15 protein-coding genes are annotated in these 22,349 nt (G+C 54.0%); 11 read left to right on the top strand and 4 right to left on the bottom strand.

Features of this window, described 5'->3' with window-relative positions:
- Nucleotides 1-76 precede the first annotated feature (76 nt).
- Both QDX22_RS01170 and QDX22_RS01175 read right to left on the bottom strand, forming a co-directional pair.
- On the bottom strand, nt 77-1,942 hold the full coding sequence (locus QDX22_RS01170; protein ID WP_341849192.1) for an acyltransferase family protein: 1,866 nt from the start codon (nt 1,940-1,942) through the stop codon (nt 77-79).
- The gene (locus tag QDX22_RS01175; RefSeq protein WP_110099461.1) at nt 1,873-2,166 is read right to left on the bottom strand and encodes a hypothetical protein; all 294 of its coding nucleotides are present in this window, start codon (nt 2,164-2,166) and stop codon (nt 1,873-1,875) included. Before QDX22_RS01175 ends, QDX22_RS01170 begins: the two co-directional genes overlap by 70 nt.
- Before the next feature lie 358 nt (nt 2,167-2,524).
- Here QDX22_RS01175 and QDX22_RS01180 point away from each other — a divergent pair, with 358 nt between their 5' ends.
- The 10 genes from QDX22_RS01180 (at nt 2,525) to QDX22_RS01225 (ending at nt 17,800) form a co-directional block, all read left to right on the top strand.
- Complete coding sequence (locus QDX22_RS01180; RefSeq protein WP_110100339.1) at nt 2,525-3,151, top strand: YceD family protein; 627 nt, start codon at nt 2,525-2,527, stop codon at nt 3,149-3,151.
- A gap of 2 nt (nt 3,152-3,153) precedes the next feature.
- Nucleotides 3,154-3,357, top strand: a complete 204-nt coding sequence (gene rpmF, locus QDX22_RS01185) for a 50S ribosomal protein L32 (RefSeq protein WP_110099463.1) — start codon at nt 3,154-3,156, stop codon at nt 3,355-3,357.
- Between the two features lie 6 nt (nt 3,358-3,363).
- Entirely contained in the window at nt 3,364-4,053 is a 690-nt protein-coding gene (rnc, locus tag QDX22_RS01190; RefSeq protein ID WP_110099464.1) for a ribonuclease III, read from the top strand.
- A complete protein-coding gene (mutM, locus tag QDX22_RS01195) occupies nt 4,046-4,975 on the top strand; it encodes a bifunctional DNA-formamidopyrimidine glycosylase/DNA-(apurinic or apyrimidinic site) lyase (protein ID WP_110100341.1) in 930 nt (309 codons plus the stop codon). Before rnc ends, mutM begins: the two co-directional genes overlap by 8 nt.
- 182 nt (nt 4,976-5,157) lie before the next feature.
- Nucleotides 5,158-6,267, top strand: coding sequence for an LCP family protein (locus QDX22_RS01200; protein WP_110099466.1), 1,110 nt, complete (start codon nt 5,158-5,160; stop codon nt 6,265-6,267).
- Nucleotides 6,268-6,330: 63 nt separating this feature from the next.
- The gene (locus QDX22_RS01205; RefSeq protein ID WP_158278428.1) at nt 6,331-9,309 is read left to right on the top strand and encodes a glycosyltransferase; all 2,979 of its coding nucleotides are present in this window, start codon (nt 6,331-6,333) and stop codon (nt 9,307-9,309) included.
- A 120-nt stretch (nt 9,310-9,429) separates the two neighbouring features.
- On the top strand, nt 9,430-10,680 hold the full coding sequence (gene wecC, locus QDX22_RS01210; protein ID WP_110099468.1) for a UDP-N-acetyl-D-mannosamine dehydrogenase: 1,251 nt from the start codon (nt 9,430-9,432) through the stop codon (nt 10,678-10,680).
- A gap of 139 nt (nt 10,681-10,819) precedes the next feature.
- Nucleotides 10,820-11,812 carry a UDP-glucose 4-epimerase GalE gene (gene galE / locus QDX22_RS01215; RefSeq protein ID WP_279717913.1) on the top strand — a complete coding sequence of 331 codons (993 nt, stop codon included), beginning with the start codon at nt 10,820-10,822 and terminating at the stop codon, nt 11,810-11,812.
- Nucleotides 11,813-11,815: 3 nt separating this feature from the next.
- Entirely contained in the window at nt 11,816-13,435 is a 1,620-nt protein-coding gene (locus QDX22_RS01220) for a heparinase II/III domain-containing protein (protein WP_110099470.1), read from the top strand.
- A gap of 27 nt (nt 13,436-13,462) precedes the next feature.
- On the top strand, nt 13,463-17,800 hold the full coding sequence (locus QDX22_RS01225; RefSeq protein WP_110099471.1) for a glycosyltransferase: 4,338 nt from the start codon (nt 13,463-13,465) through the stop codon (nt 17,798-17,800).
- Between the two features lie 104 nt (nt 17,801-17,904).
- On the opposite strand, the gene QDX22_RS01230 is transcribed toward QDX22_RS01225, so the two are convergent.
- Both QDX22_RS01230 and QDX22_RS01235 read right to left on the bottom strand, forming a co-directional pair.
- Nucleotides 17,905-18,822 (bottom strand): ABC transporter ATP-binding protein, encoded by a 918-nt coding sequence (locus QDX22_RS01230; protein WP_110099472.1) that lies wholly within the window; start codon nt 18,820-18,822, stop codon nt 17,905-17,907.
- Complete coding sequence (locus QDX22_RS01235) at nt 18,800-19,720, bottom strand: ABC transporter permease (RefSeq protein ID WP_110100344.1); 921 nt, start codon at nt 19,718-19,720, stop codon at nt 18,800-18,802. Before QDX22_RS01235 ends, QDX22_RS01230 begins: the two co-directional genes overlap by 23 nt.
- 322 nt (nt 19,721-20,042) lie before the next feature.
- On the opposite strand from QDX22_RS01235, the gene QDX22_RS01240 reads away from it, so the two are divergent.
- Nucleotides 20,043-22,217 carry a hypothetical protein gene (locus QDX22_RS01240; protein WP_110100345.1) on the top strand — a complete coding sequence of 725 codons (2,175 nt, stop codon included), beginning with the start codon at nt 20,043-20,045 and terminating at the stop codon, nt 22,215-22,217.
- The last annotated feature ends 132 nt before the right edge of the window (nt 22,218-22,349 follow it).

The following is a 22,349-nucleotide window of genomic DNA, read 5'->3' on the forward strand; positions in this document are numbered from 1 at the left end:
TCCGGAACTGGTACTGCAAGGTGGTTTATTAAAGCCACCGAGTATTCTAACCTCACCAGCGTCGTTGCTCAGCGTTTTATCGGAGCAGGTGAGGGAAGGTGTCTTGCATTTGTTCTTCGATGACGGGTGCGAGCGATTGGGAGAACGGGCGAGTGAGGTGGTTGCTATCGAAAGTCACAAGAATATTCCCGACAACAGCGTCGCACCGTGATGCCGATTCATCGTGAATGGCCGGGCACACCGCATCGGTGAGGTCGATGTGCTGAACGCCGTCAGGTAGTTCGATGCTGTTCAGGGGGTTCGGTTGGTGCAGTGCTAGGGCTGAGGGCCCACACTCATGAGGGCTTCCGCCTTCGGCCAAACAAGATGGAAGATCGTGTTCAGAACGTGGTGTCCCCCGAATCAAAAGAAGCTCCGTATCCGTTGCGGTGATTCGCTCCCACCACTCCTCAGCTCGGTCAGGGATGTTTTCCCGATCTTCCTCGGCCTCGTGGCGGGTTCCGGGGGCGACGACAAGGTCAACGTCGTTGTTGTTGAGCCAGCCGATGAAGTTGTTGTTCCATGCGGTGCACATATCTCCCGGTTGATTCGCAGATCCGCTGAATACGCAGCCTGGTTTTAGGACGATGAGAACTTCCCAGTCATACTTGCGGGCCAAGGTTTTAAAGGCGTCTTCCAAGTGTCCGGCGTGTGATCCTCCGGCCAGCACCACGGTCGCAGTCGGCGACTCAGGTGCTTCCTCGTCGTCGCAGACAAGGACCTCGTCTGTTCCTGGGTTGTTTCCCATTTTTTGCGTGCAATTCCTGAAATGGTATGCGGCTCGGTAGTCCGCGGCGTCTTCGGGCTGTGGAAACACGTCTGCGTCGGGAGGTTCCTCATCTTGAAGCTCGACCGCGGCACCGGGGTAGACAGCTGGGTCGAGGTCACCGAAGGCTTGGTCTAGGTCGGCGGGGGATGGTGCAAGTTGGGTGGTCAATACGGCCAGCGTGACGAGACTGGCAGCACCGGTAAGCACTGTGGGCTTATTACGCAACAGGCCGTGGGACTGTGGTTTTCCGCCGTGATGCTGTAGGGGCCGTTCCACGAACCGGTGCGTGAGCATTGCCAGGAATAAGGACGCGAGGAGAATGAGGGTGGCACCTCGTATCCCAACAGCTTCGCGATCTCGTATCTGCAGGTAGTAGAACAGTAGTGGCCAGTGCCAGAGGTAGAGGGCATAGGCGTGGTCGGCGACCCAGCCAAAGGGACGGGACGACAATAGTCGAGTTGCCGTGTACGAAGGGTCGTGGTTGCCTCCGTCAGGTCCGGCGGAGATCAGAACGAGAACGAGCCCGAGTAGTGGCCAAAGAGCCCACGGACCAGGAAACAGTTGCGCACCGTCAAGGACGAACCCACAGGAGACGATCAGGGCGACACCCACCCAACTCCCAACGGGCCGAAGCATGCGGGGCAAACGCAACGTGCTGATGAACAAGGCCAGGAGAGCCCCGAAGGCTAGTTGCCAGGCTCTGGTCTCAGTCATCAGGTAGGCCTCGGCTTGGTTGTAACTCCCAACGTAGATGGCGTAGGTAAACGATGCGAGGAAGATAAGCGTCGAGATAATGGCGAGAACGAGTGGGGCCGAGCTCCTGATTGCTCGCGCTACCAAGACTGCGATGACCGTGATGAGAGGCCAGATGAGATAGAACTGACCTTGGACGGCTAACGACCAGAAATGCTGAAACGGGGAGGTCTCGGGCCCGGCGGCTCCGTACGCCAGCTGGGAGTTGATCAGCTCGAAATTTTCGAAATAAAGTAGCGAGGCTCGAGCTTCAGCCCACAATTGGCGATGACCGGTTGCCGGCATCACCAACAATCCCACACCAAGGGTGATCAAGGCGACCAATGCGGCAGGGACGAAAATGCGTCGGAATAAGCGTCCGAAGTAGTTCCAGAGATTGATGCGCCCACCTTGGCGGTGGCTTCTCGCAAAAGCATTCCGGTGGAGAGGAACCCCGAAACAGCAAGGAAGATATCAATGCCCCCGGAAATCCTGCCGGCCCCAAAGAGATGAAAGAGGACCACACCAGCGAGAGCGAGACCTCTGATGCCGTGTAGTTCCGGGAGGTACCGGCGTTCTGGCATCCCCCGAGATAAGATTGCGTTGCGCTGGGTCGTGGAGTTCATTTTGCGGTCCGTTTCATTCGGTATTTCTTCAAGGTGTGTGTTTCACTCGGTGAGCATGAGCGATTGTACCTTCAATGTGACGGGAAGCCATACGGAAAATAGAGAAGAAAGGCATAATAGCGGCAAAAGCCATAGGACACCGTCTATTGCGTGAACCCAAGCCGTACCAGATGCTTTCCTCCGCTCTAAAGCTTATGGCCTAATTTTGGTATCGAGATTTCACGGTGTATTCTGTAGGTTTGGCTCGGTGGTTGTTCTTCAGGGGAAGAATCGCTCTGAGATGGCTACCAATAAGAGATGTCCTCAGTAACGAGGGTCCTGATTTACCCATGAGACGGTGATAGGAGGTCCGATAAGCATGGCGAACCTAGAAAAGAATTCTGTGGCTGGTGCTTTCGTGCCCTCTGACTCTGCGTGGGTTTTGAACGTTAAGAACCTCAACGGTGTTGCTGGATCTTCTGAACCGGTTCAACGACAGGTCGTGGCACCCGAGGGAATGGAAACGCCTATAGCCCGAGTAGAGCCGGGCTCTGTGATCGAGTTGGATCTCAGGATGGATTCCTTGCACGAAGGAATTTTGGTTTCCGGGGACGTCAACGCGGAACTTCGTGGTGAGTGCTCACGTTGCCTGGACCCTTTGTCGCAGGACCTGAACGTGAGCATTAGCGAGCTGTACCAGTACGTGCCAGATCCGGAACTTGATCCGGAAGAGCAACGTCTGATCGTCAATGATGCGATTGATATTGGGCTACCAGTCATTGACGCAGTGTTGTCTGCTTTTCCTTTCAAACCGGTATGCAAACCTGACTGTCAGGGCCTGTGCGATCAATGTGGCGTACGTCTTGACGAAGTCGATGAGGATCACCACCATGAGCAGCTTGACCCACGGTGGGCTGCACTCGCGGCGTTATCATCAGCGGAACAAACTGATGCTGACGCTACAATAGATAACCAGACCCAGACCCAAGAACCAGAAGAGAGATAACCATGGCTGTTCCTAAGGGAAAAAAGTCTCGCGCCAACACCCGCATGCGTCGTTCGCAGTGGAAGGCCCAGGCGCCTGAGCTTGTTAAGACCGTTGAAAACGGCAAAGTAACCTACCGTATGCCACACCAGGCTAACGTTGTGACCGACTCTGCTGGTACCCCGCTCTTCTACGAGTACAAGGGCCGCAAAGTCGCCGATATTTAGTCTTTGATGACTGAAGATCTTACGAAGCATCTCGGAGTCCACCTAGGCTCCGAGATGCTTCGTCTTGCATTAACCCACCGTTCTTATGCCTTTGAGAAGGGTGGGTTGCCGACGAACGAACGTCTAGAATTTCTCGGCGACGCAGTCCTGCAGATTATTGTGACCGATCATCTTTACCGTGCATTCCCTGATGAGGATGAGTCACAACTTGCCAAAAAGAGATCATCGATTGTCTCCACGGTGGCCTTAGCACGAGTTGGGCGAAGCATTGGGGTTGGGCAACACATTTTGCTCGGTGAAGGTGAAACTCGCACCGGGGGCGCAGATAAGGACTCCATCCTTGCGGACACCATGGAAGCCTTGATTGGAGCAACTTACCTGGAAGAAGGACACCAGGCTGCCCGAGGTTTGGTTCACCGTTATGTCATTCCTCTTCTTGATGACGACTACGTGATGGGCATCGGTCGCGACTGGAAGACTCTGGTCCAGATGGAGGCCGACTCGGCAAGTTTGGCGCCCGTCGAGTATCGACTCAGCTCGCGAGGTCCCGACCACGCACGAGAGTTCACCGCAGAACTCTATGTTGCCGAGAAAAAATACGGTGTAGGCCAAGCCGGTAGCAAAAAGGAGGCCGAACGGCTGGCTGCGTGGGACGGATACGACGCCCTGCAGAAAGACATTGCCCAGAATGCCTGAACTTCCGGAAGTTGAAGTGGTGCGGCGGGGGCTATCGCGCTGGATCACGAACCAACAGGTCCTTGACGTTGAGGTGCTTGATCCAAGGTCAGTTCGACGGCACCGGCAAGGTCCGATTGACTTCGTGACCTCGTTGCGTCAGGCGGAGCTCGAGCAACCTCAACGGCGAGGCAAGTATCTGTGGATTCCGTTACACCATTCCCCAACCGAGCAGAAATCTCCGACAGCGCTAGTCGTCCATCTGGGGATGAGCGGGCAGATCTTGTTGAGTCATCACAGCGCACCGGCTCCTCACCATCTGCGCATCAGATTGCGCTTGGACAGTGCATCCGGTCACGGACAGGCACCGACTGAGTTACGGTTCGTGGATCAACGGATCTTCGGAGGTCTCTATCTTGATCGACTTGTTCCCACCGCGGATGAGCCCGATGAGCTGATCCCGACGACGGTGACTCATATCGGACGAGACCCTTTGGATAACCATTTTGACGTAGACCACATCTATCAGGTGCTGAGCAAGAAGCAGACCGCAATTAAACGGGCGCTTCTGGATCAGAACCTGGTTTCCGGTATCGGAAATATCTATGCGGATGAAGCGCTGTGGCGGGCAAAAATACACTATAACCGGCCATGTAACCGGTTGAGCCGCAAACAAGTGCGAACGCTTTATCAGTGTGTACAGAAGGTTATGGAACAGGCCCTGAAAGAAGGCGGAACGAGTTTCGACGCTCTTTATGTCAACGTCAACGGCGAATCTGGGTATTTTGATCGCTCGTTAAACGCCTACCATCAGGAGGGCACGTATTGTCGTCGTTGCCTAGCCGAAGGGTACGACACTCTTATTCGCCGTGATAAGTTCATGAATCGGTCCTCGTATTACTGTCCGAGGTGTCAACGAAAGCCACGCACAACGCAACGGTAACTTGGAAATGGGTAGATTCGGATTTCTGATATACGATACTCGGAGTAGATTGTTACCCACTATGACGTTATCAGCGTACGGTATCGCGAAGACTCCACGTAGACTTCACGGGCTCGTTGCTGGCTTGTTGTTAACGCTTACCTGTTGCACTACCACAGCAGAGATGAAAGGAAGGACGCCGTATGGCTGAGTCCTCTCGGATCTATGCGCCCCGGCGCGTTAGTCGAGTCGCCACCCGCCCTCATGGCATTATCTTCTCCGTCATCGTCGCTGTGGTTTTGATTGTGGTGTCCGTCGTCGCCAGTACTTCGGTGTACGCGCGTACACTTATTTCGAACGTCAATGAGCGAACTCAGACCATCGATAGTGGTATTGATACCACTCGACCGGTAATGGATGATGGCGAACTGAATTTGCTCTTGCTGGGTAGTGACCAACGACCGGAAGATAAAGAAGCCGGCGAAGATGGCGCGCGCACAGACACGATCATGTTTGTGCACATACCGGATGGTCACGAAGAAGTGTATGTGATGTCCATCATGCGCGACTTATGGGTCGAGATCCCAGGGTATGGCATGGGCAAGATCAACGGTGCATATGAAGAAGGGGGGTTCCCTCTGGTCGTTGACACTGTGGAAGGACTCGTCGGCTCGGACATCGATCACATTGCCATTATCGACTTTGAAGGATTCCGTGATGTCACCGAAGCGCTTGGCGGTGTGGAAGTCGACAACGAACAGGCATTTTCATCGGGTATCCGAAACCCCTCGTTCTTCCCCGAGGGCAAAATCAAAGTTTCCGGCACCGATGCGTTGCGGTTTGTACGGGAACGCCACGCGTTCAACGATGGTGATTACCAGCGTGTAAAAAACCAACAGCTGTTCCTCGAAGGTCTGGTGGATCAACTCTTGGCACGCGATGTTTTGACAAATCCAGGAACACTCAGCGATGTCATTACGACCCTGAGCCCGTATCTGTCGGTAGACGACGGCCTTGATGCCGAAACTATGCTGAACTACGGGCTGTCGATGTCTAACATTCGCTCCTCCGATATTAAGATGTTCACAATTCCGAATGCTGGCGCCGATATCACCTCAGGCGGGGCAGCGATTGTGCGACAAGACGAGGCCGCCACTGATCGCATGCGAGAGGCGTTACGCTCTGGCACCATGGATGAGTTCTTAGAAGAATACGACGCAGAACAAAATCCCGACGGTAGCAACCAACCAGAATCGACTTCCCCAGCGAACCCGCCAGAACCGTCTGCTGTGGAATCCGGGGTACAGGGATAGTGTGACTCGACGCCTGGTTCCCGCGCACGCCGCAACTATTCGATGCTCTATGGAATGTGTTTGATGACTGCTAGCAATCCCGAGCCGGTGAAAATTCTCCTCGTCACGCATTCGTATTGGCCTGAGCAAACTCCACCACAGCGACGGTGGCAGAACTTCATCAAGTTCTTACGAGGTTTTGGGTGCGAGGTAGCTGTTCTGACTCAGGGAGTTGCTGATCACCCGAGTGAAGAACTGGGACCAGCAGGAGAACGCATTATTCGAACTGGGGTGACCCACCGCACGAAGCACTCTCGGTGGGCTCGTCTGCTGGAGAGCACGATACACGCCGCGGAGTTTATTCCTTTGGCCCGAAGATTTTCCGACGTCGACATCGTGATTGCCACCGTACCTGCCTTGCCGAATTTAGTATCTGGTCGCGTTATCTCCAAACTGCTGAAAAAACCGTTCGTCGTCGAGATGCGCGATGCATGGCCCGATCTTCTCACCGAAGCGAATGTTGGCGGAAAAGTGGTTTCCGAATCTGCGTCACAGGTCGTGACCTGGCTTCAGCGATCGGCAGACCTGCTCATCACCGTTACTCAAGGATTTGCTCAGACATTGCGAGAGCGCGGAATGACAAACGTTGCCACTATTCGAAATGGCGTGAGTGTTTCAGCTGAGGCTCTGCTACCGTCGAGGTCACGCGAACCAGGGGAGCTACACGTCCTGTATTTGGGAAATCATGGAGAATCGCAGAATCTTGCCCTAGTGTTGCAGGCAGTCGCGTTAGCACAACGCCAGAATTCCCGGATCCAGTTGCGATTTGTTGGTCAGGGCACTCAAAAACACCTTCTGATTAAAACCAACCGGTCGTTAGGGTCACCGGCGGAGCTTTACGACGCCGTGCCGTCGCACCGCGCTACCGAACATTATCAATGGGCCGATACATGTGTTGTGAGTCTTCGACCAGACTGGCAGAGCTTCAGACACACTGTTCCTTCCAAACTCTACGAATTACTGGCAACGGGAAAACATATCACCGGTTTGGTACAAGGAGAGGCAGCGCAGACACTGCGCGTTGCCGGACATCAGCCACTCGGCGAGCTTACTGCCGACCAATTGGCCTCCTATTGGCTGGAGCTTGCGAAGAACCCAGATTCTACTGCTCAGAATATTGCATCCCACCGGTGGGCTGCCGACAACATTTCTCTCGATGTCGAGGCCTCCCGGCTCTCTGCGCTGCTAGGTCACCTGCTCCAGGCACGAAAGGGCTCTTTAGCAACGAACACGGCCAATGCGTCACCATCATGGAACAGAACCCCTCAGCTTCTTCGCAATTTCCAGCTTGCGGCCCAAACCGCAAGAGACCATATCGGACAAGACCCTGCGTTATTTGCCTTGCAAGTAGCGCGACGGTTGCCGACGTCGATTTCTGAGCCTGTCGCCAGCGTTGCGTCCAAGATCCACGGCGGACCACTTGATGTTGTCGGGGCTCTGGGGGCAGCCATACGTGGGAACTCCGAAAGCTTACGAGAAGAATTGTGTAGAGCCGTGGAAGCACGTGCAGGCTCCCGTAAAGTTCTCGAGCTGGTCAACCTGCTCACCAGCAGTGGAGACACCGAGGCGGCCGAATGGGGGTTGGCCAGAGTGCGCCCCGGAGGCAAGGGCTACCGCCTCGCACGGTCACGGATCCAGTGGAATAAAGGCAACATGACCGCTGCTGTCGAAGGGCTGAAAACCTCGGGGAAAGAAGGCTGGAAGCGCAAAGGGTACCGGTCACAGTTGAGAACCTTCCAAGGAGAGCGTCCCCAACTAGCAAGGGTGCCGGACTATCACCCCGAACAAGGTGCCATTCTCCACGTGCTGACTAATTCGTTGCCATATACCGGTTCGGGATATGCACAACGATCACACTCCATCTTGCGAGCCTTGCAATCTCGGGGATGGAACGTGAGCGCCGCAACTCGCATGGGATGGCCTGTGGTGACCGGAGGGCTGACAGCCCCGGCCGTCAATCATCTTGATGGCATCGACTACCACCGGCTGATTCCAAGGCGCCTGCACACTGATGCTGAAAAACGTGAGCAACAGTATGCTGAGATGTTGCTCACTCATGCCCTCAAGGTTAAGCCGGCTTTGTTGCACACCACCTCACATTGGAATAACGCTAACGCCGTGCGTGCCGTTGCAGAAGCTTTGGATATTCCATGGGTGTATGAAGTCCGAGGGTTACTTGCCGATACGTGGGCGTCAACACGTGGTGCGGAAGCCTACCGGTCTGAGTATTACCGGTTGTTTACACAGCGGGAACAGGAATCTGTGCTGGCCGCTGACGGCGTGGTGACACTCGGGAAGCAAATGCGAGCCAAACTCGAAGAATTCGATCGCGATAGTGCAGACATCGTCCTGACACCAAATGCAATCGGGGGCGAGTTCCTCAAGGAACCCCGGTCCACTCAGGAAGCGCGCGAGGCCTTGGGGCTGCCGCGTGACCTGGAACTTGTGGGGACGGTCAGTTCATTGGTTCCGTACGAAGGACTCGATACTGTCGTGCGTGCCGTTGCTCACCTGGCCCCGAGCAGGCCTCGGCTACGGATGCTCCTTGTCGGAGATGGTACCGCCCGCCCCAGCTTGCTCCGTCTGGCCGAAGAGCTGGGACTAAGTGATCGACTGATTGCACCCGGCCGGGTGCAACGAGAAGAGTCGATACTGTATCACCAGGCCTTAGACGTGTTCGTCGTGCCCCGTATTGATTCGTCCGTCACCAGGACCGTCACTCCGATGAAATCGGTTGAGGCTTCCGCCAGTGGCAAGCCCGTTGTCGCCTCGGATCTTCCGGCTCTGTCGGAACTGGTCCATCACGGGGTGACCGGTATGTTGGTCCCGCCAGAGCATGACATTGAGTGGGCGCGCGTCCTGACGGATCTCTTGGATAACCCCACGCTACGACAAACTATCGGTCATGCCGGACGGTCGTGGGCGTTGCAGGAAAGAACCTGGAAGTCCAACGAAAGTCGCTACACTGAGCTGTATCAGAAGCTCACGGGGTACGTACCGTAGGTGTTGCGTTGTCACCTCATTGAAAATCCTGGGGTATACTTCCCCGGGGTGTACAGTGCCCCCGCACGGACCGCGGTGCTGTACTGAACCAAGTGCCGAAAGAAATCGAGGGATAATTCTATGTCGAATATTTCGACCGTGGCCGTCGTGGGGCTTGGCTACATTGGCCTTCCAACGGCTGCAATTCTGGCCGAGAACGGTGTGAAAGTCTTTGGCGTTGACGTCAATGAAAGAACGATTCAGGCGATTAACTCGGGAACTGTACCGTTCGTTGAGCCAGACCTCGAGGACTACGTCAAGCGAGCCGTTGATCAGGGCCTGCTGTCAGCTTCGGCAGAGACTCCGCAAGCTGATGCCTACATCGTGGCCGTACCCACCCCGTTCCACGATGACAAAACCCCGGACCTTTCCTATATTGAAGTAGCAGGTCGCAATATAGCTCCTCAGCTACAGGGCGATGAGCTGGTGATTCTGGAATCAACCTCACCTCCCGGGGCCACCGAACACTTGGCGGATGTGATTCACCAAGCCCGTCCAGATCTTCAAGACAAGGGCACACTGGAATTCGCTCACTGCCCAGAACGAGTGCTGCCCGGTAAGGTCATGGTCGAGCTGGTGACCAATGACCGGATCGTTGGTGGCTCGACACCGCACGCTGCTGAGCGCGCACGCGACCTTTACCGTAGCTTCTGCAAGGCAGAACTACTTTTGACCGATTTGCGCACGGCCGAGATGTCCAAACTGGTCGAAAACTCCTTCCGTGACGTCAACATTGCCTTCGCGAATGAGCTGTCTGTGATTTGTGACGAGCTGGGGATCAACGTCTGGGAAGTCATTGAACTGGCCAACCACCACCCGCGGGTTAACATCCTTCAGCCCGGCCCTGGCGTTGGTGGGCACTGCATTGCTGTGGACCCCTGGTTCATTGTCGCCGCTGCACCGGATTCGGCGAAGTTGATCCGCAACGCTCGCGAAATTAATGACGCGAAGCCAGATTGGGTCATCAAGCAGGTCAAGGCAGAAGCCTATGACGTTGAGAAAGAAACTGGCCGAGCTCCTGTCATTGCGGCGCTGGGTCTTGCCTTTAAGCCCAATATCGATGACCTGCGAGAGTCGCCGGCCATGCGAATCACTGAGCAAATGGCACGCGAGCTTTCCAGCTCCAAGATCCTCGCGGTAGAACCCCACGTGAACGAGCTTCCCGCGAAATTGCAGGGTTTGCCCAACGTCGACTTCGCAAGCGTGGATGCCGCTGTTGAAGCAGCCGATATTGTCCTGTTGCTTGTTGACCACGCTGTCTTCGCCGATCTGCGTGACCGCGTGTCGGGCAAGCATGTGATTGATACTCGTGGGCAGTGGCGCGATAAATAACTGCATGTCGTCCTTGGACGCGGGAGGGCAACCAGAGAGGTTGACGGTTGCCCTCCTCGAAGTTTTTGGCGAATAAGATGTCGTCAGCAGAGACAGCCATATTTGACCGCATGGAGGACAAGGAGTCGAGGAGAGGGAAATGCGACTTTTAGTGACGGGCGGGGCCGGCTACATCGGTGGCCATTTCGTCTCCCGGGCTCTCGAGCTGGGAGCTTACGATATTGCCGTGGTCGATGACCTCTCCACGGGGCTTCAGAGGCGCGTGCCCTCGGATGTGCCGTTATATCAACTCGATCTGTCGGCCGATAAGGCTGTTGATCAGCTCAGCAAGATTCTTTCGGACCATCAAATTGACGCCGTGGTGCATTTTGCGGCGAAGAAGGCTGTCAACGAGTCCGTCGAGCAACCCGAGATGTATTTTCGAAATAATATCGGTGGGCTCGTCAATCTGTTGAGTGCTATGAGAGACTCAGCCGTTCAGAAGATCGTTTTCTCTTCGTCCGCTTCGGTGTATGGACAACCATGCGAGTCGGAAGTGTTCGAAAACACTGCCTGTCATCCCATCAACTCCTATGGCCAGACCAAGCTCATCAACGAGCAATCTCTCCACAACGCGGAACGGGCGTGGGGGCTGTCCGCCGTGGCTTTACGCTATTTCAACGTCGCTGGCGCGACGAGTTCAGAACTTGCTGACACCACCACCACGAACCTCATGCCTGCTATCCGCAATATGCTGACGAGCCACGGTGTGGTTTCAGTCTACGGAGATGCCTATCCCACTCCTGACGGCACCTGCATTCGGGATTATGTGCATATAGAAGATCTTGTCGATGCACATATTGTCGCCCTTGACGCACTTGGCCAGCCGAATGCGACAGGGGTCTATACATATAACGTAGGCACAGGTATCGGAAGTAGTGTTCTGGATATCGTCCATGCATTCCAGAGAGTTCCAGGGGTTGACCTGGAGTATCAGATCGCGCCTCCACGCGATGGGGACGCGGCGACAGTAACTGCCAACGTCGATAAAATTCGCGAAGAACTGGGTTGGAAAGCATCTTACGGGGTCGAAGACATCGTTGAGTCCGTTGTTAAGCACCCTCCGTTGGCGACCGAACCGACAGAAGGGTGACAGATGACACTGGACTATTTATTTCCGAAACGCAACATGCTCGCCATGCGCGACGCGCGCTCGCGTTTTGTTGACCGTGACCTGATGACTATCCAACCACGACAGACCTTGCGACTTGAGGATGGTCAGGTGTGGCGTCACCGACGTACCCGTAGTCTGGCTCGGCAAATGCACGGTTGGCTTTTTTATTATTATCTTCGCCCGTTTCATATCGATTTAGACGATGCTATTGCGGAAAAGTTAATATGGCTACTCCATACCTGGCGTGACGTAGTGGGGTTACCTCCTTCCCGGATTCCAATGTCGTACCACGATGAGTCCACTGCTCAACGAACTATCGCGTTGTGCTGTCTGCTGGACGACTACGGTCCTTTGCTCAGCGCCTCGGATCAGACTTTCGTGAAGGACATTATTCGCGAAGGCGTTGATCTTTTGGTACAAGACGAATTCCATAGCGCCGGAACGAACCACGGGATGTTCCAGGACCTCGCCTTGATGCTCGCCAGTAGCTACATTGACGACAACGAAGGTTTATATGATTTAGCGTTCGGGCGATTGACTGCCTACTTCAAGAGCAGTTACACGGCCGAAGGAGTGCATAAGGAACAGTCCCCCGACTACCACGTCATCGTGAGTCGCCATCTGAAAGAATACAACCAATTACAAGGCCAGCAAGCGTCGACGACGGAACAATCCTTACGAGAAGTCTTCAAAGCCTCTGAAAGATACGCAATCGCAACCATCAGCCCCTTGGGCTCCTTTGCGCCTGTCAGCGACACCCCGCCTGGGCCGGTTCTTGGTAGAGGATATGGTCGGGTCTATAACTCGGACTCATATAGGTATGCGTTGACCCAAGGTGCACTTGGCACTCCGCCCGATTTCGACCGGTTCATTGCCGATGAAGCTGGTGTGGCAATATTTCGTGAAGACTGGCGAGATCTTGATTCTTTGTATCTGCATTTCGTAGCCGCTTATAACTCCGACTACCACAAACACAGCGATGAGCTGAGCGTATACCTCGTCTACAAAGGGCTCGAGATTCTCAGGGAAGCAGGCCCTAATGGGTACGAGATGTCTGATCCGTATACTATTTATGCTTTCTCTAGTTTCGCTCACAATACGCTTATCGTGGATGGCGAAGGACTACCTCGTATCGACCCCACAAAAATGGACAAGGTAGGGCTACAGCAAGTCGAGCAACAGGGGATGTTCGACGTCAAAGGCTTCAACCACCGCTACGAGGGCGTCAAGCATAGTCGCAGAGTGACCGTTCAACCACAAGACGATCAGCCGAATGATGCCAAACGCCACGTACGGATTATCGATACGATTGAGTCTGCTGATCTCCATCAGTACACGTTGCTATGGCATTTCGGACCCGATGTCAGAGCCAGGCCATCGGGCGATACCGTGGTCATCCAGAACGCGTCGAACGAAAATCTTGGGCACCTGAGATTACGTTCGGAAGGCGATCTCAAAATTGTTCAACGCCGAGGCGAAGAGACCCCTGATATTCAGGGCTGGTATTTTCCCAAGAATGGTGTTCATAAACCAGCGGACGTCCTTCAAGTGGAATTTTCCGCAGCGACTCGCGAAGTAACGACTGATATATACCTGTACTAAATAATTGTGGAGAGCTGAAAAGTTATTATGCTTGGTTTGTTCAGACGGTTTAGTCGTAAGCAACAGCTTGTTGTTGGTTTCTTTGGTTTGGTGGCGGTTGCTGCAACTGTCTTGGCATTTTTTATAGACCTGGCAATCTTGGTTGTTGCTCTATTCTGGCTATTGGCGCTCTTGGCATTCGTGATGGTTATGTTCCTCCGGCGCCTTAATGCAAAGGTCGTGCGCTTGACGAGAAACTCTGTTCGGCGCGCAGGTGATGTCCGAGGAAGGGTATTGCCGACAGCAGCCAGCAATCTCTCCTCGAAAGAATCCCTGGAAAGCCTGAGAGACCGGTTTCAGAAAAAGCCTACGGTGAAGAACGCATTGCCCTATGCAAATAAGGTCTTGAACGTCCAAGGGAACATCTCTGAAGCGAACAGTATCCTCGACAGTGTTCCAGAAAGCGCCGTGCTGGGCGATGGAGAGAAAAAATTTGTTCAGCGTGTTCGGTCCTTGCATAAGTTACTTGACAAGCCTGTCGAGCTACCTCAGAAGCACTATACGTGCAATTATTTGCCGGTTCAGAATCGGATTCTCTATGCGGTTGGCATTTCGCCCGTGTCCAATAGCAATGGCTACACGACCAGAACCCAGGGGATTGCACAGGGGCTCCAGTTGCAAGGCGCTGACGTCATTGTCGCCCCACTGCCTGGTAAACCGTGGGATAGGCGCCCGTCGACAGGCTTTAAAGTTCCTCAAGAAAAGCGTCGCTATCAGCAACAGATCAATGGTGTCCATTATGTTCACAACCCCGGACTCAAAAGCTGGGAAGGCGACATTGGCGTTTTCTTGCAAGTCAGCGCAGACGCTTACGTACGCGAGGCCATGATCGACAAGCCTGAGGTGATTGTGTCAGCGTCAAATTACCTCACTGCGCTTCCGGCCCTGATGGCTGCACGCCGACTCGGGGTGCCCTTTGTCTACGAAATGAGAGGCTTCTGGGAAGTCACAGCGGCGTCTAAGAACCCAGCGTGGGCCGGATCTGAAAAGTACGCACTTGACCGCCGGCTTGAGTTTCAAGTTGCCAGCGAGGCTGACCACGTCGTGGTCATCACAGAAGAAATGAAAGACGATCTTGTCGAACGTGGAGTCAACGGGGACAACATTTCCGTTGCTGCAAACTCGGTGGATATCGATAAGTTCTTTCCTCAAGGTAAAGATCTCCAACTGCTCAAGAAGCTCGGATTCTCCCAGCCTGAACTGCCTGTTGTTGGCTTCGCCGGTAGCGTCACCGAGTACGAAGGGCTTGATCTGGTGGTTGACGCACTCTCCGCTATTCAAGAAGAGGGAGATGAATTCAACTTCTTGGTCATTGGTGGTGGATCTTATCTGCCCGAACTCAAGAAACGTGTATCCGAGGCTGGTTTAGAACCTCGCACCAGGTACCTCGAGGGCATACCGAATGCCAACATGCCGACTTATCTGTCGAGCATCGACATTTTCCCGCTAGCCCGGAAATCGTTGCCAGTCACTGAGCTTGTTTCTCCGCTCAAGCCTTTGGAAGCTATGGCCGTGGGGCGTTCGGTGGTGTTGTCTGATGTCTCGCCACACAGAGCTTTCTACGGTACAGACGAAGATAAATCACGGGCTTTGAGCTTCGCGAAGGATAGTGTCCCTGAACTGAAGGAACAGTTGCACCGGCTCATCCGAAACCCGGAACTTAGAGACCAGCTCGGTGTACGCGCTCGTCGCTGGGTAAGAGAAAACCGCACGTGGAAGCAGACAGGTGAGATCTACTGGTCTGCGCTCCAAGAGCTTTTGAGAAGTCAATCGCAACTAGCGAAGAGCTCTTCTGAACGGCCGTTGGATTCCTACACCGTTGCCTTCATTGGTGATACGTTTACCTCCGAGACGTTCCTACCCGAGCTGACAGCGATTCGGGTCACGCCCGATGACTGGCGGGAACAGTTCGCTCACAACGACATTGATGCTGTCTTCATTGAGTCTGCCTGGCAGGGTAACGACAAAGCGTGGGAAGGCATCATCGGATATTACGACGACACGAGTCACGCGCCAATTGCTAACCTGATTGATCATGCCCAAGAACACGGCATTCCCGTGATGTTCTGGAATAAGGAAGATCCAGTTCATTACAACCGCTTTAAGCGTACGGCTGCTCGGTGTGACTACGTGTTTACTACTGATGCGCGCACGATTGTCGACTATAACGCTGAACCAGATAACCGCATTTCGGCCGTCGCGTCGGCGCCTTTCGCAGCTCAACCAATACTGCACAATCCGTTGCCGAGCACTCGTGAACGCGAAGACACCATTGCCTACGGTGGCACGTATTATGGCGACAAATATGCCACACGAAAGCAGGGCCTTGACTTTCTCTTCTACGAATCAGCTCCGTACGGGCTGGCTATCTATGAGCGGGTGCATAACGACCCGAATTCGCCCTATCGGCTTCCAGATCGCTTCCGTCGCTACGCTCGACAGAGTTTGAGCTACCCCGAGATGTGCCAGGCCTATAAAGCACACCCGATCCATCTCAACGGGAACTCTGTTGTGGATTCTCCCTCGATGTTTTCGCGCCGAGTTGTGGAGATTACTGCATCCGGGTCAAGCGTTCTTAGCTCGCCTGGTCGTGGTGTCGATGAAACTTTCGCGGGTACAGTCCCCACCGTTGAAAATCCCGACGAAGCCAATAGTGTCTTGAAACGCTGGAAATCGTCCGAGGAAGCCCGGCACAAGGATTTGTGGAAGGCCTTGCGACATGTTTACGAGGCCCACACGTGCGCCCATCGTTTGGTGTACATGATGCGCGTCGCTGGGTTCCTCGTAAGAGCTCCCAAGCTGCATCCCTTTGCCGTGGAGTGCTCGGCGAGTGATATCCCCGAGTTCGAGAAGCAGTCAGTACGTCCTGACATGTATTTGCTTGACGAAGAATTCGACGGTCAAGAAGTCGCTGGCCAAGTCGTTGTAGCGCCCACGGCACAGTCGAAGATGGACGCATTGCGCGAGTACGACATTCGACATGTCGTTAAGGCGGCCAATTCCATCGGGACCTTGAGCCGAAACGATGTGGAAGACCTTCTCAACGGCCTAACCTTCGGCGATTGGAAGGCCGTCGGAAAGCAGGCTGTGTCTTGGTCGCCGGGAAACCTATTTGTCCCCGTTGCCACGTGTTCGGCAGCCATCAACAGTAGGCTTGTTCTCTTCGAACGCGACACTTACGCGCAAATTTTAGAGGGTGAAACTCCTACTCTCGACGACGAGGACGTTTTCGCATGGCAGATTGTCAGAGACAAAAAAGAGCAAGTAGACTCAACGAAAACAGCAGTTACTACTAGTTCTGCTAGGAACGTTTCCCTCGCTGGTCCTGATGAGAGCTCGCAAACCGTCCTTATCGCTGGACACGATTTTAAGTTCTTTATCGAGATCATGAATGGTATCCAAAAGGCGGGCCACCGTGTCCGAATTGACCGATGGGGTGGCCATAGCATCCATGATGAACAACAAAGTCGACGTCTTCTCGATGGCGCTGACGTGATCTTTTGTGAGTGGTCGCTGGGCAATCTGGTGTGGTACAGCCAGAATAAGCTTCCGGGACAAAAACTCATCACGAGGGTGCATGCCCAGGAACTGAGAACGAAGTTTCTAGACCAAGCAATCCTCAAAAATGTTGATGCGTTTATTTTCGTCTCGCCGGTAGGGATGCGCAGGGCGCAGGTTCGCTATGGTATTCCGACGTCTAAGAGCTTCGTCATCGGCAATACGTTCGATATGGGCCGATTTCTCACCTATAGAAGCGAGATTAACCCGAAGAATATCGGCTTTGTCGGGTCTGTTCCGCAGTCCAAACGGTTCGATCGAGCTTTGGACATCATCGAGCAACTCGCATCTAAGGACCAAGAGTATAAGCTGATCGTCAAAGGGAAAGAATATACGGAGTATCCCTGGTTGCAGGATAGACCCGCAGAACAGGAGTACTTCCAGAGGGTTTATGAGCGGATCGAATCCTCACCGGTGTTAAAAGACGCTGTAGTATTTGATGGCCACAGTCCTGACCTTGCAGAATGGTATACCACCGTCCCCGGTTTCATTCTGTCGACGAGTGATCATGAAGGAACTCATCAGGTGGTTGCTGAAGGAGGGGCTGCGGGCTGTGTTCCGGTGATCCTACCTTGGGCTGGAGCAGAGCAAGTATATGGAACACGGTGGCTTGTTGACGATATCGACAGCGCTGTCCAGCGAATTCGGTCGCTGGCCGCAGATCCCCAGGCTCTGCTCGACGAGTCATATGCAGTTCGTGACTATATGCATAAGCATTTCCGTCCAGGAGTCATCTCAGGAAAAATCTTGCGGTTGATTGAGAGCTAAAACCCGTAAGGTCCCGCATATCTCTGCCCCTCCCAGTACATCGTTGGGAGGGGCAGAAGTGCGTTTAGGCTAAAGATGACAGGACGCCATGAGGTATGGCCTCGTTATGATGGCTGGCCGTCTTCCACAATGTCGTCAATCCGATCCTGGAATGTCTGCATGTGCTTTTCCTTCACACCCTGGGCGACATTTTCGCCGTGGCGCCGCAACGCATTCATGAAATAGCTGTAGTGCTTCATCACCTCGTCAGGTTCGCCATCTTCGACAACTGCACCCTTATCGAGCCAGATGACTCGAGTACACATTTCACGAATTGCAGAGGGCGAGTGGTTAACGAGGAATCCCGTACCGGAGCGGGCGATCAAGTCCTTCATGGCCTGATTCGAGCGTTGTCGGAAGGCATCGTCACCGGTGGAAAGGGCCTCATCGATCATCAAGATATCCGGGTCTGCCGACACAGAGATCGAGAAACGGAGCCGAGCTCCCATACCGGACGAGTAGGTACGCATCGGCATCCGTACGAAGTCACCAATGTCTGCCAGTTCGACAACCTCGGGCACTTTCTCTTCGACCTGTGCCGGTGTGAGTCCCATGGCCAATAGTCCGATACGAATATTGTCGATACCGGTGAGGTTCGGCAAGAGTGCGGCGCCAACACCCAGTAGCTGCGGTGTGGAGCGTGCCACGACCTGGCCTGAGTTCGGAGTCTCGACACCGGCGAGAACCCTGAGCAAGGTACTTTTACCCGACCCGTTTCGCCCTACGAGCCCAATGAATTCACCTTCGCGCGCTGCCAGCGAGATCCCTTTCAGCGCCTGAAACGATGTCTTCTTGCCGCGTGACTGAATTAATCCGCGCTCTTTGCCTTCATCTAAAATCCGCACGCGGTAAGTGAGCTCAATGTCTGTGGCGAGCATCGTGAGCTCTCCGAGCTCTGTCGTGGTTGGTGAAATGGTGTCCTCGCTCTCGTCCGGTTCCGGGGTGGGAGAGTTCTTAGGCTTAGACGTTTCGTTCGCGACCATAAGATTCCTCTCCTTGCCAAAACACTAGAAACCCAGCGACAAACAACACAACGGCCCAACCGCAGAGAACCAACCAATGCTCGACTGCTGGCACCGTGCCATCAATGAGTATTTCGCGGTACATCAGTAAGACGGTGTAGATCGGATTCAGCTCGATTATGGCTTCCAACGTTGGATATCTAGTCGTAAACCGGGTGATCGGAAAGATCACTCCAGAGCCGTACATGAGCAGGCGAGTTAGAAAAGGAATCACCTTACTCAGGTCAGGGAAAACGACCGCCAGCCGAGCAACAAGTAGCGTGATGCCAAAATTTAGGACGACGTGAATGAGCAGAATGATGGGGAAGAGGAGCCAACTCCACTCTGGAAGTTCGTGGGGAGGGATAGCCATGATGATCAAGAACATCATCAAAAAGGCCGGGCCTCTTTGCAACAAATCGTAGAGAGCCTCTCCTAAAGGCAGCGCCATCCGCGGGAACTTGAAAGCCCGTATCAGTGAGCGAGACGACGCGATCACCTTGCTACCGGTTCCCAAGGCACTACTGGTCATCTGGAACATGAAGACACCAATAATGACAAAGGCCACAAAGTTGTCCATGCCCCGATCGAATTGCAACAACAGCCCGAAGATAATCCAGTAGAAAGCTGCGTCGAGAGTTGGGCGAAGAACCAACCAAAGTGGCCCCAGCTTGGCGTCGTCGTTGCCCGTAACAACGCGGCCTCGCGACTGACGCCAAATGAAGTGACGCCGTTGCCATAGCTGACGAATATACTTTCCGATTCCAGGACGCCCTCCGATGGGAGTGAGCTTGTCTACACCTGGATACGAATCTTTTACGGCCGAAACGAACTCAGCGGTTTGTGGATGACCCGCTTCCTTGTCGTTGGTAGACGCCATACTTCTCGCTACAGCCTTTCCTGCTCCTCCACATACAACGGCATCAAGAGGTCTTCTTTGTGCCGTTGCAGGGAATCTGCACCTTCACATTGAGACTACATTGTATCGCCACGGCGAAACGATCTTGCCAGATGCTAGGAGGGTCGTCCGAACTGGGAGGTAAATGGCAGAACGAGGATCACCCGTGCAGATAAGCTGAGGTATTCGCCGAAGCTGATAGTTTTGTAGGGATGCCGGGTCAAACCAGCCATTGAGTGAAGCTACGGCCACAGATGGTTGTGCCCAGTCGATATACCCCCGAGCTGTCGTTCAGAAGGCAACCATGAATTCTCAGTCCTCATCCGTCGTTCGCGCTGTGCTGATTGATACCCGAGCTCGGACCATCGAAGAAAGTGCGGTCCCGGGTAAGTGGAAGCCAAATACGAAGGTTGCGGAGTTCGGTGGACTTGCTTTGACAGGCAAACAGCTTTGCCGGGGAGAATTTGGGTTCGCTCACCCCGAGAATCTCACGATTGCCGACTTGCGTGATGCTCCTGGGGAATGGCTAGCCATAGCTAGTTCTCGACACCTGTTGTCAGGAGTGAAACACCTTGTTTTTGCCGATCGCTTCGGATTTGGACCAGTCTTTTATGCAATTATCCCTAGGCGTGGGGTGGTCTTGTCGGATAGCTTTATCGCCGTTGCGGTTGCTCTTCGAGAGTCCGGTGTTTCGGTTCATCTGAATCTCAGTACATACGTTGCCGCTCTAACTAGTCGTGGCCGGACTGCCGAGGGGATGAGTGACTCGACGACCATGGCAGAACAAATACATATTCTCGAGCCAGATTGCGTCCTCGAGATTACCGGTCGCCAAGCGACCATCCGTCCGCGGGTTACACTGGGGGGCTCTGAGACAATCAATGACTACACCGACGCCGTGTCGTTAGGCATAGAGCTAGCCAGAGAGTCCTTGACGACTGCAGTGAATTCGTTGTCCGCTCGGAAAGTTATCACCCTTTCCGGAGGCGTTGACTCCCGGCTCGCTCTAGCGCTCCTGACACTGACTGGTGCTCATCAAGACTTCAAGGTCTTGACGTTTGACCCACGAAGATATGAGGGTAAGAAACGTAAGGTTTACGGGCGAGATATTCAGCTCGCCAATGCGATTCGCGCTGATCACGGCATGGAGTGGTGGGGCCCTACTGAACAGTGCGGTTTATCCTTATTGTTCAGTGAGCGTGTCTTCACCCATCAAATACGCGATTCGAATCGCAACTACGAGATGTTTCTGTCCGATTTTTCAGGAGAATACGCCATTCCCCAGATGACGATCCGCGGAGGTGGAGGAGAGCTACTTCGCGTCCCGGGGTCTGCTGAAGGTCTGGCTAACCGTGTTTTCCGGGAACTTGGAAAGGGCGTATCGATGTCGGACCCGCGGGTCTTCAACTTTTTTCTCCAAGCGCACAGCTACCCCCGGCTTGCGAATAAGCACTTCAAACCATTAGTTGCTGAGCATTTCGAAAGAACCTTTAAACGCTCTAGGGGATCCGACCTGTTCCAACGCCTCGACGGATACTACTTTCGGACTAGGAATAGGTACCATTTCGGTATCACGCGACAGGCTTTAGACAAGCGCGAAGTCCCCTTGTTTCCACTGGCTAATCCTTACTTTTTGCAAGCGTCGCGACTCGCTGAATTCCACGAAAGAACCCAAGGCAAGCTGGTCAAAGACATATTCCAGGCTTCGGCGCCCCAGTTGCTGAAGTACCCTTTCGACAGTGATCAGTGGACAAGCCGTCTCACCACTGCAGAGCTGAAAAAGGTGCCGGACGACGACTCATGGCGCGAATCGTATGATGTAGCGGATAGTGGCAAAACCGTACAGATTCGACGCGATGAGGCAGACGCGCAGCGCTTCACATTCAACGCTCAGCGAGCTGGAGATCTCTTCATCCGTGAAGGGTTCGCGACGATCGTTGGACACGCTCCAGAGCAGTTTCAAGAGCCTCTGCAACAACAACATGAAGCAGTATTAAGGACGATGGAGCAGGGTATACTGAACAGATCAACCATTCTCGGAAAAGTCGCCTCGGCCTTGGATGTCGTGACGCCACCCCCACCCGAGATCGCCTCACTGAAGACCCTATCGGTTCCAGGACTTTCTGCGGACGAAACCGCTCCACGAACCAAGGTTCGGCTGATTACAGATCTGCGTGAATCATCGGCCGCACTGTCTTATCCTGATCCCACTAGTTCAGTGACAACCGTGCAACGTATCCATGGGCGAATACTTGTGGCTAACGATTTCGCCAGTGTCGAACCGAGTGAGTATGAATGGGCTTTCTACCTGTATCGCGATGGGACAGAAATCTCCGAAGTTTGGTACCAAGACACTCCTCGGTACGCTTTTACTGGCGTTGAGGAATCGGGGAGATATACAGTTCTCACGTTCATCAGAAGAAAGGACAGCCCGCAAAACGTGATAAAGGTACCGAGCACCAGCGCGATCAGTATCTAGCCCGGGGAATGTCGGCGATCACAGTGATCACAGTGCAGTCATGCGGGTACTAAGGAAAGGATATCGAGAAAGGTCATATGTTTATCTCGGCCCTCCCAACGAAAATGTGCTGATTAGGGTGGTAGCTGTGTA

Source organism: Auritidibacter ignavus (genome assembly GCF_029853775.1).
GTDB classification, from domain to species: Bacteria; Actinomycetota; Actinomycetes; order Actinomycetales; family Micrococcaceae; genus Auritidibacter; species Auritidibacter ignavus.

Coding starts and splice junctions, on each gene's coding strand:
- QDX22_RS01175 (WP_110099461.1), bottom strand. CDS start 2,166: ATGAACTCCACGACCCAGCGCAACGCAATCTTATCTCGGGGGATGCCA.
- QDX22_RS01180 (WP_110100339.1), top strand. CDS start 2,525: ATGGCGAACCTAGAAAAGAATTCTGTGGCTGGTGCTTTCGTGCCCTCT.
- rpmF (WP_110099463.1), top strand. CDS start 3,154: ATGGCTGTTCCTAAGGGAAAAAAGTCTCGCGCCAACACCCGCATGCGT.
- rnc (WP_110099464.1), top strand. CDS start 3,364: ATGACTGAAGATCTTACGAAGCATCTCGGAGTCCACCTAGGCTCCGAG.
- mutM (WP_110100341.1), top strand. CDS start 4,046: ATGCCTGAACTTCCGGAAGTTGAAGTGGTGCGGCGGGGGCTATCGCGC.
- QDX22_RS01200 (WP_110099466.1), top strand. CDS start 5,158: ATGGCTGAGTCCTCTCGGATCTATGCGCCCCGGCGCGTTAGTCGAGTC.
- QDX22_RS01205 (WP_158278428.1), top strand. CDS start 6,331: ATGACTGCTAGCAATCCCGAGCCGGTGAAAATTCTCCTCGTCACGCAT.
- wecC (WP_110099468.1), top strand. CDS start 9,430: ATGTCGAATATTTCGACCGTGGCCGTCGTGGGGCTTGGCTACATTGGC.
- galE (WP_279717913.1), top strand. CDS start 10,820: ATGCGACTTTTAGTGACGGGCGGGGCCGGCTACATCGGTGGCCATTTC.
- QDX22_RS01220 (WP_110099470.1), top strand. CDS start 11,816: ATGACACTGGACTATTTATTTCCGAAACGCAACATGCTCGCCATGCGC.
- QDX22_RS01225 (WP_110099471.1), top strand. CDS start 13,463: ATGCTTGGTTTGTTCAGACGGTTTAGTCGTAAGCAACAGCTTGTTGTT.
- QDX22_RS01230 (WP_110099472.1), bottom strand. CDS start 18,822: ATGGTCGCGAACGAAACGTCTAAGCCTAAGAACTCTCCCACCCCGGAA.
- QDX22_RS01235 (WP_110100344.1), bottom strand. CDS start 19,720: ATGGCGTCTACCAACGACAAGGAAGCGGGTCATCCACAAACCGCTGAG.
- QDX22_RS01240 (WP_110100345.1), top strand. CDS start 20,043: ATGAATTCTCAGTCCTCATCCGTCGTTCGCGCTGTGCTGATTGATACC.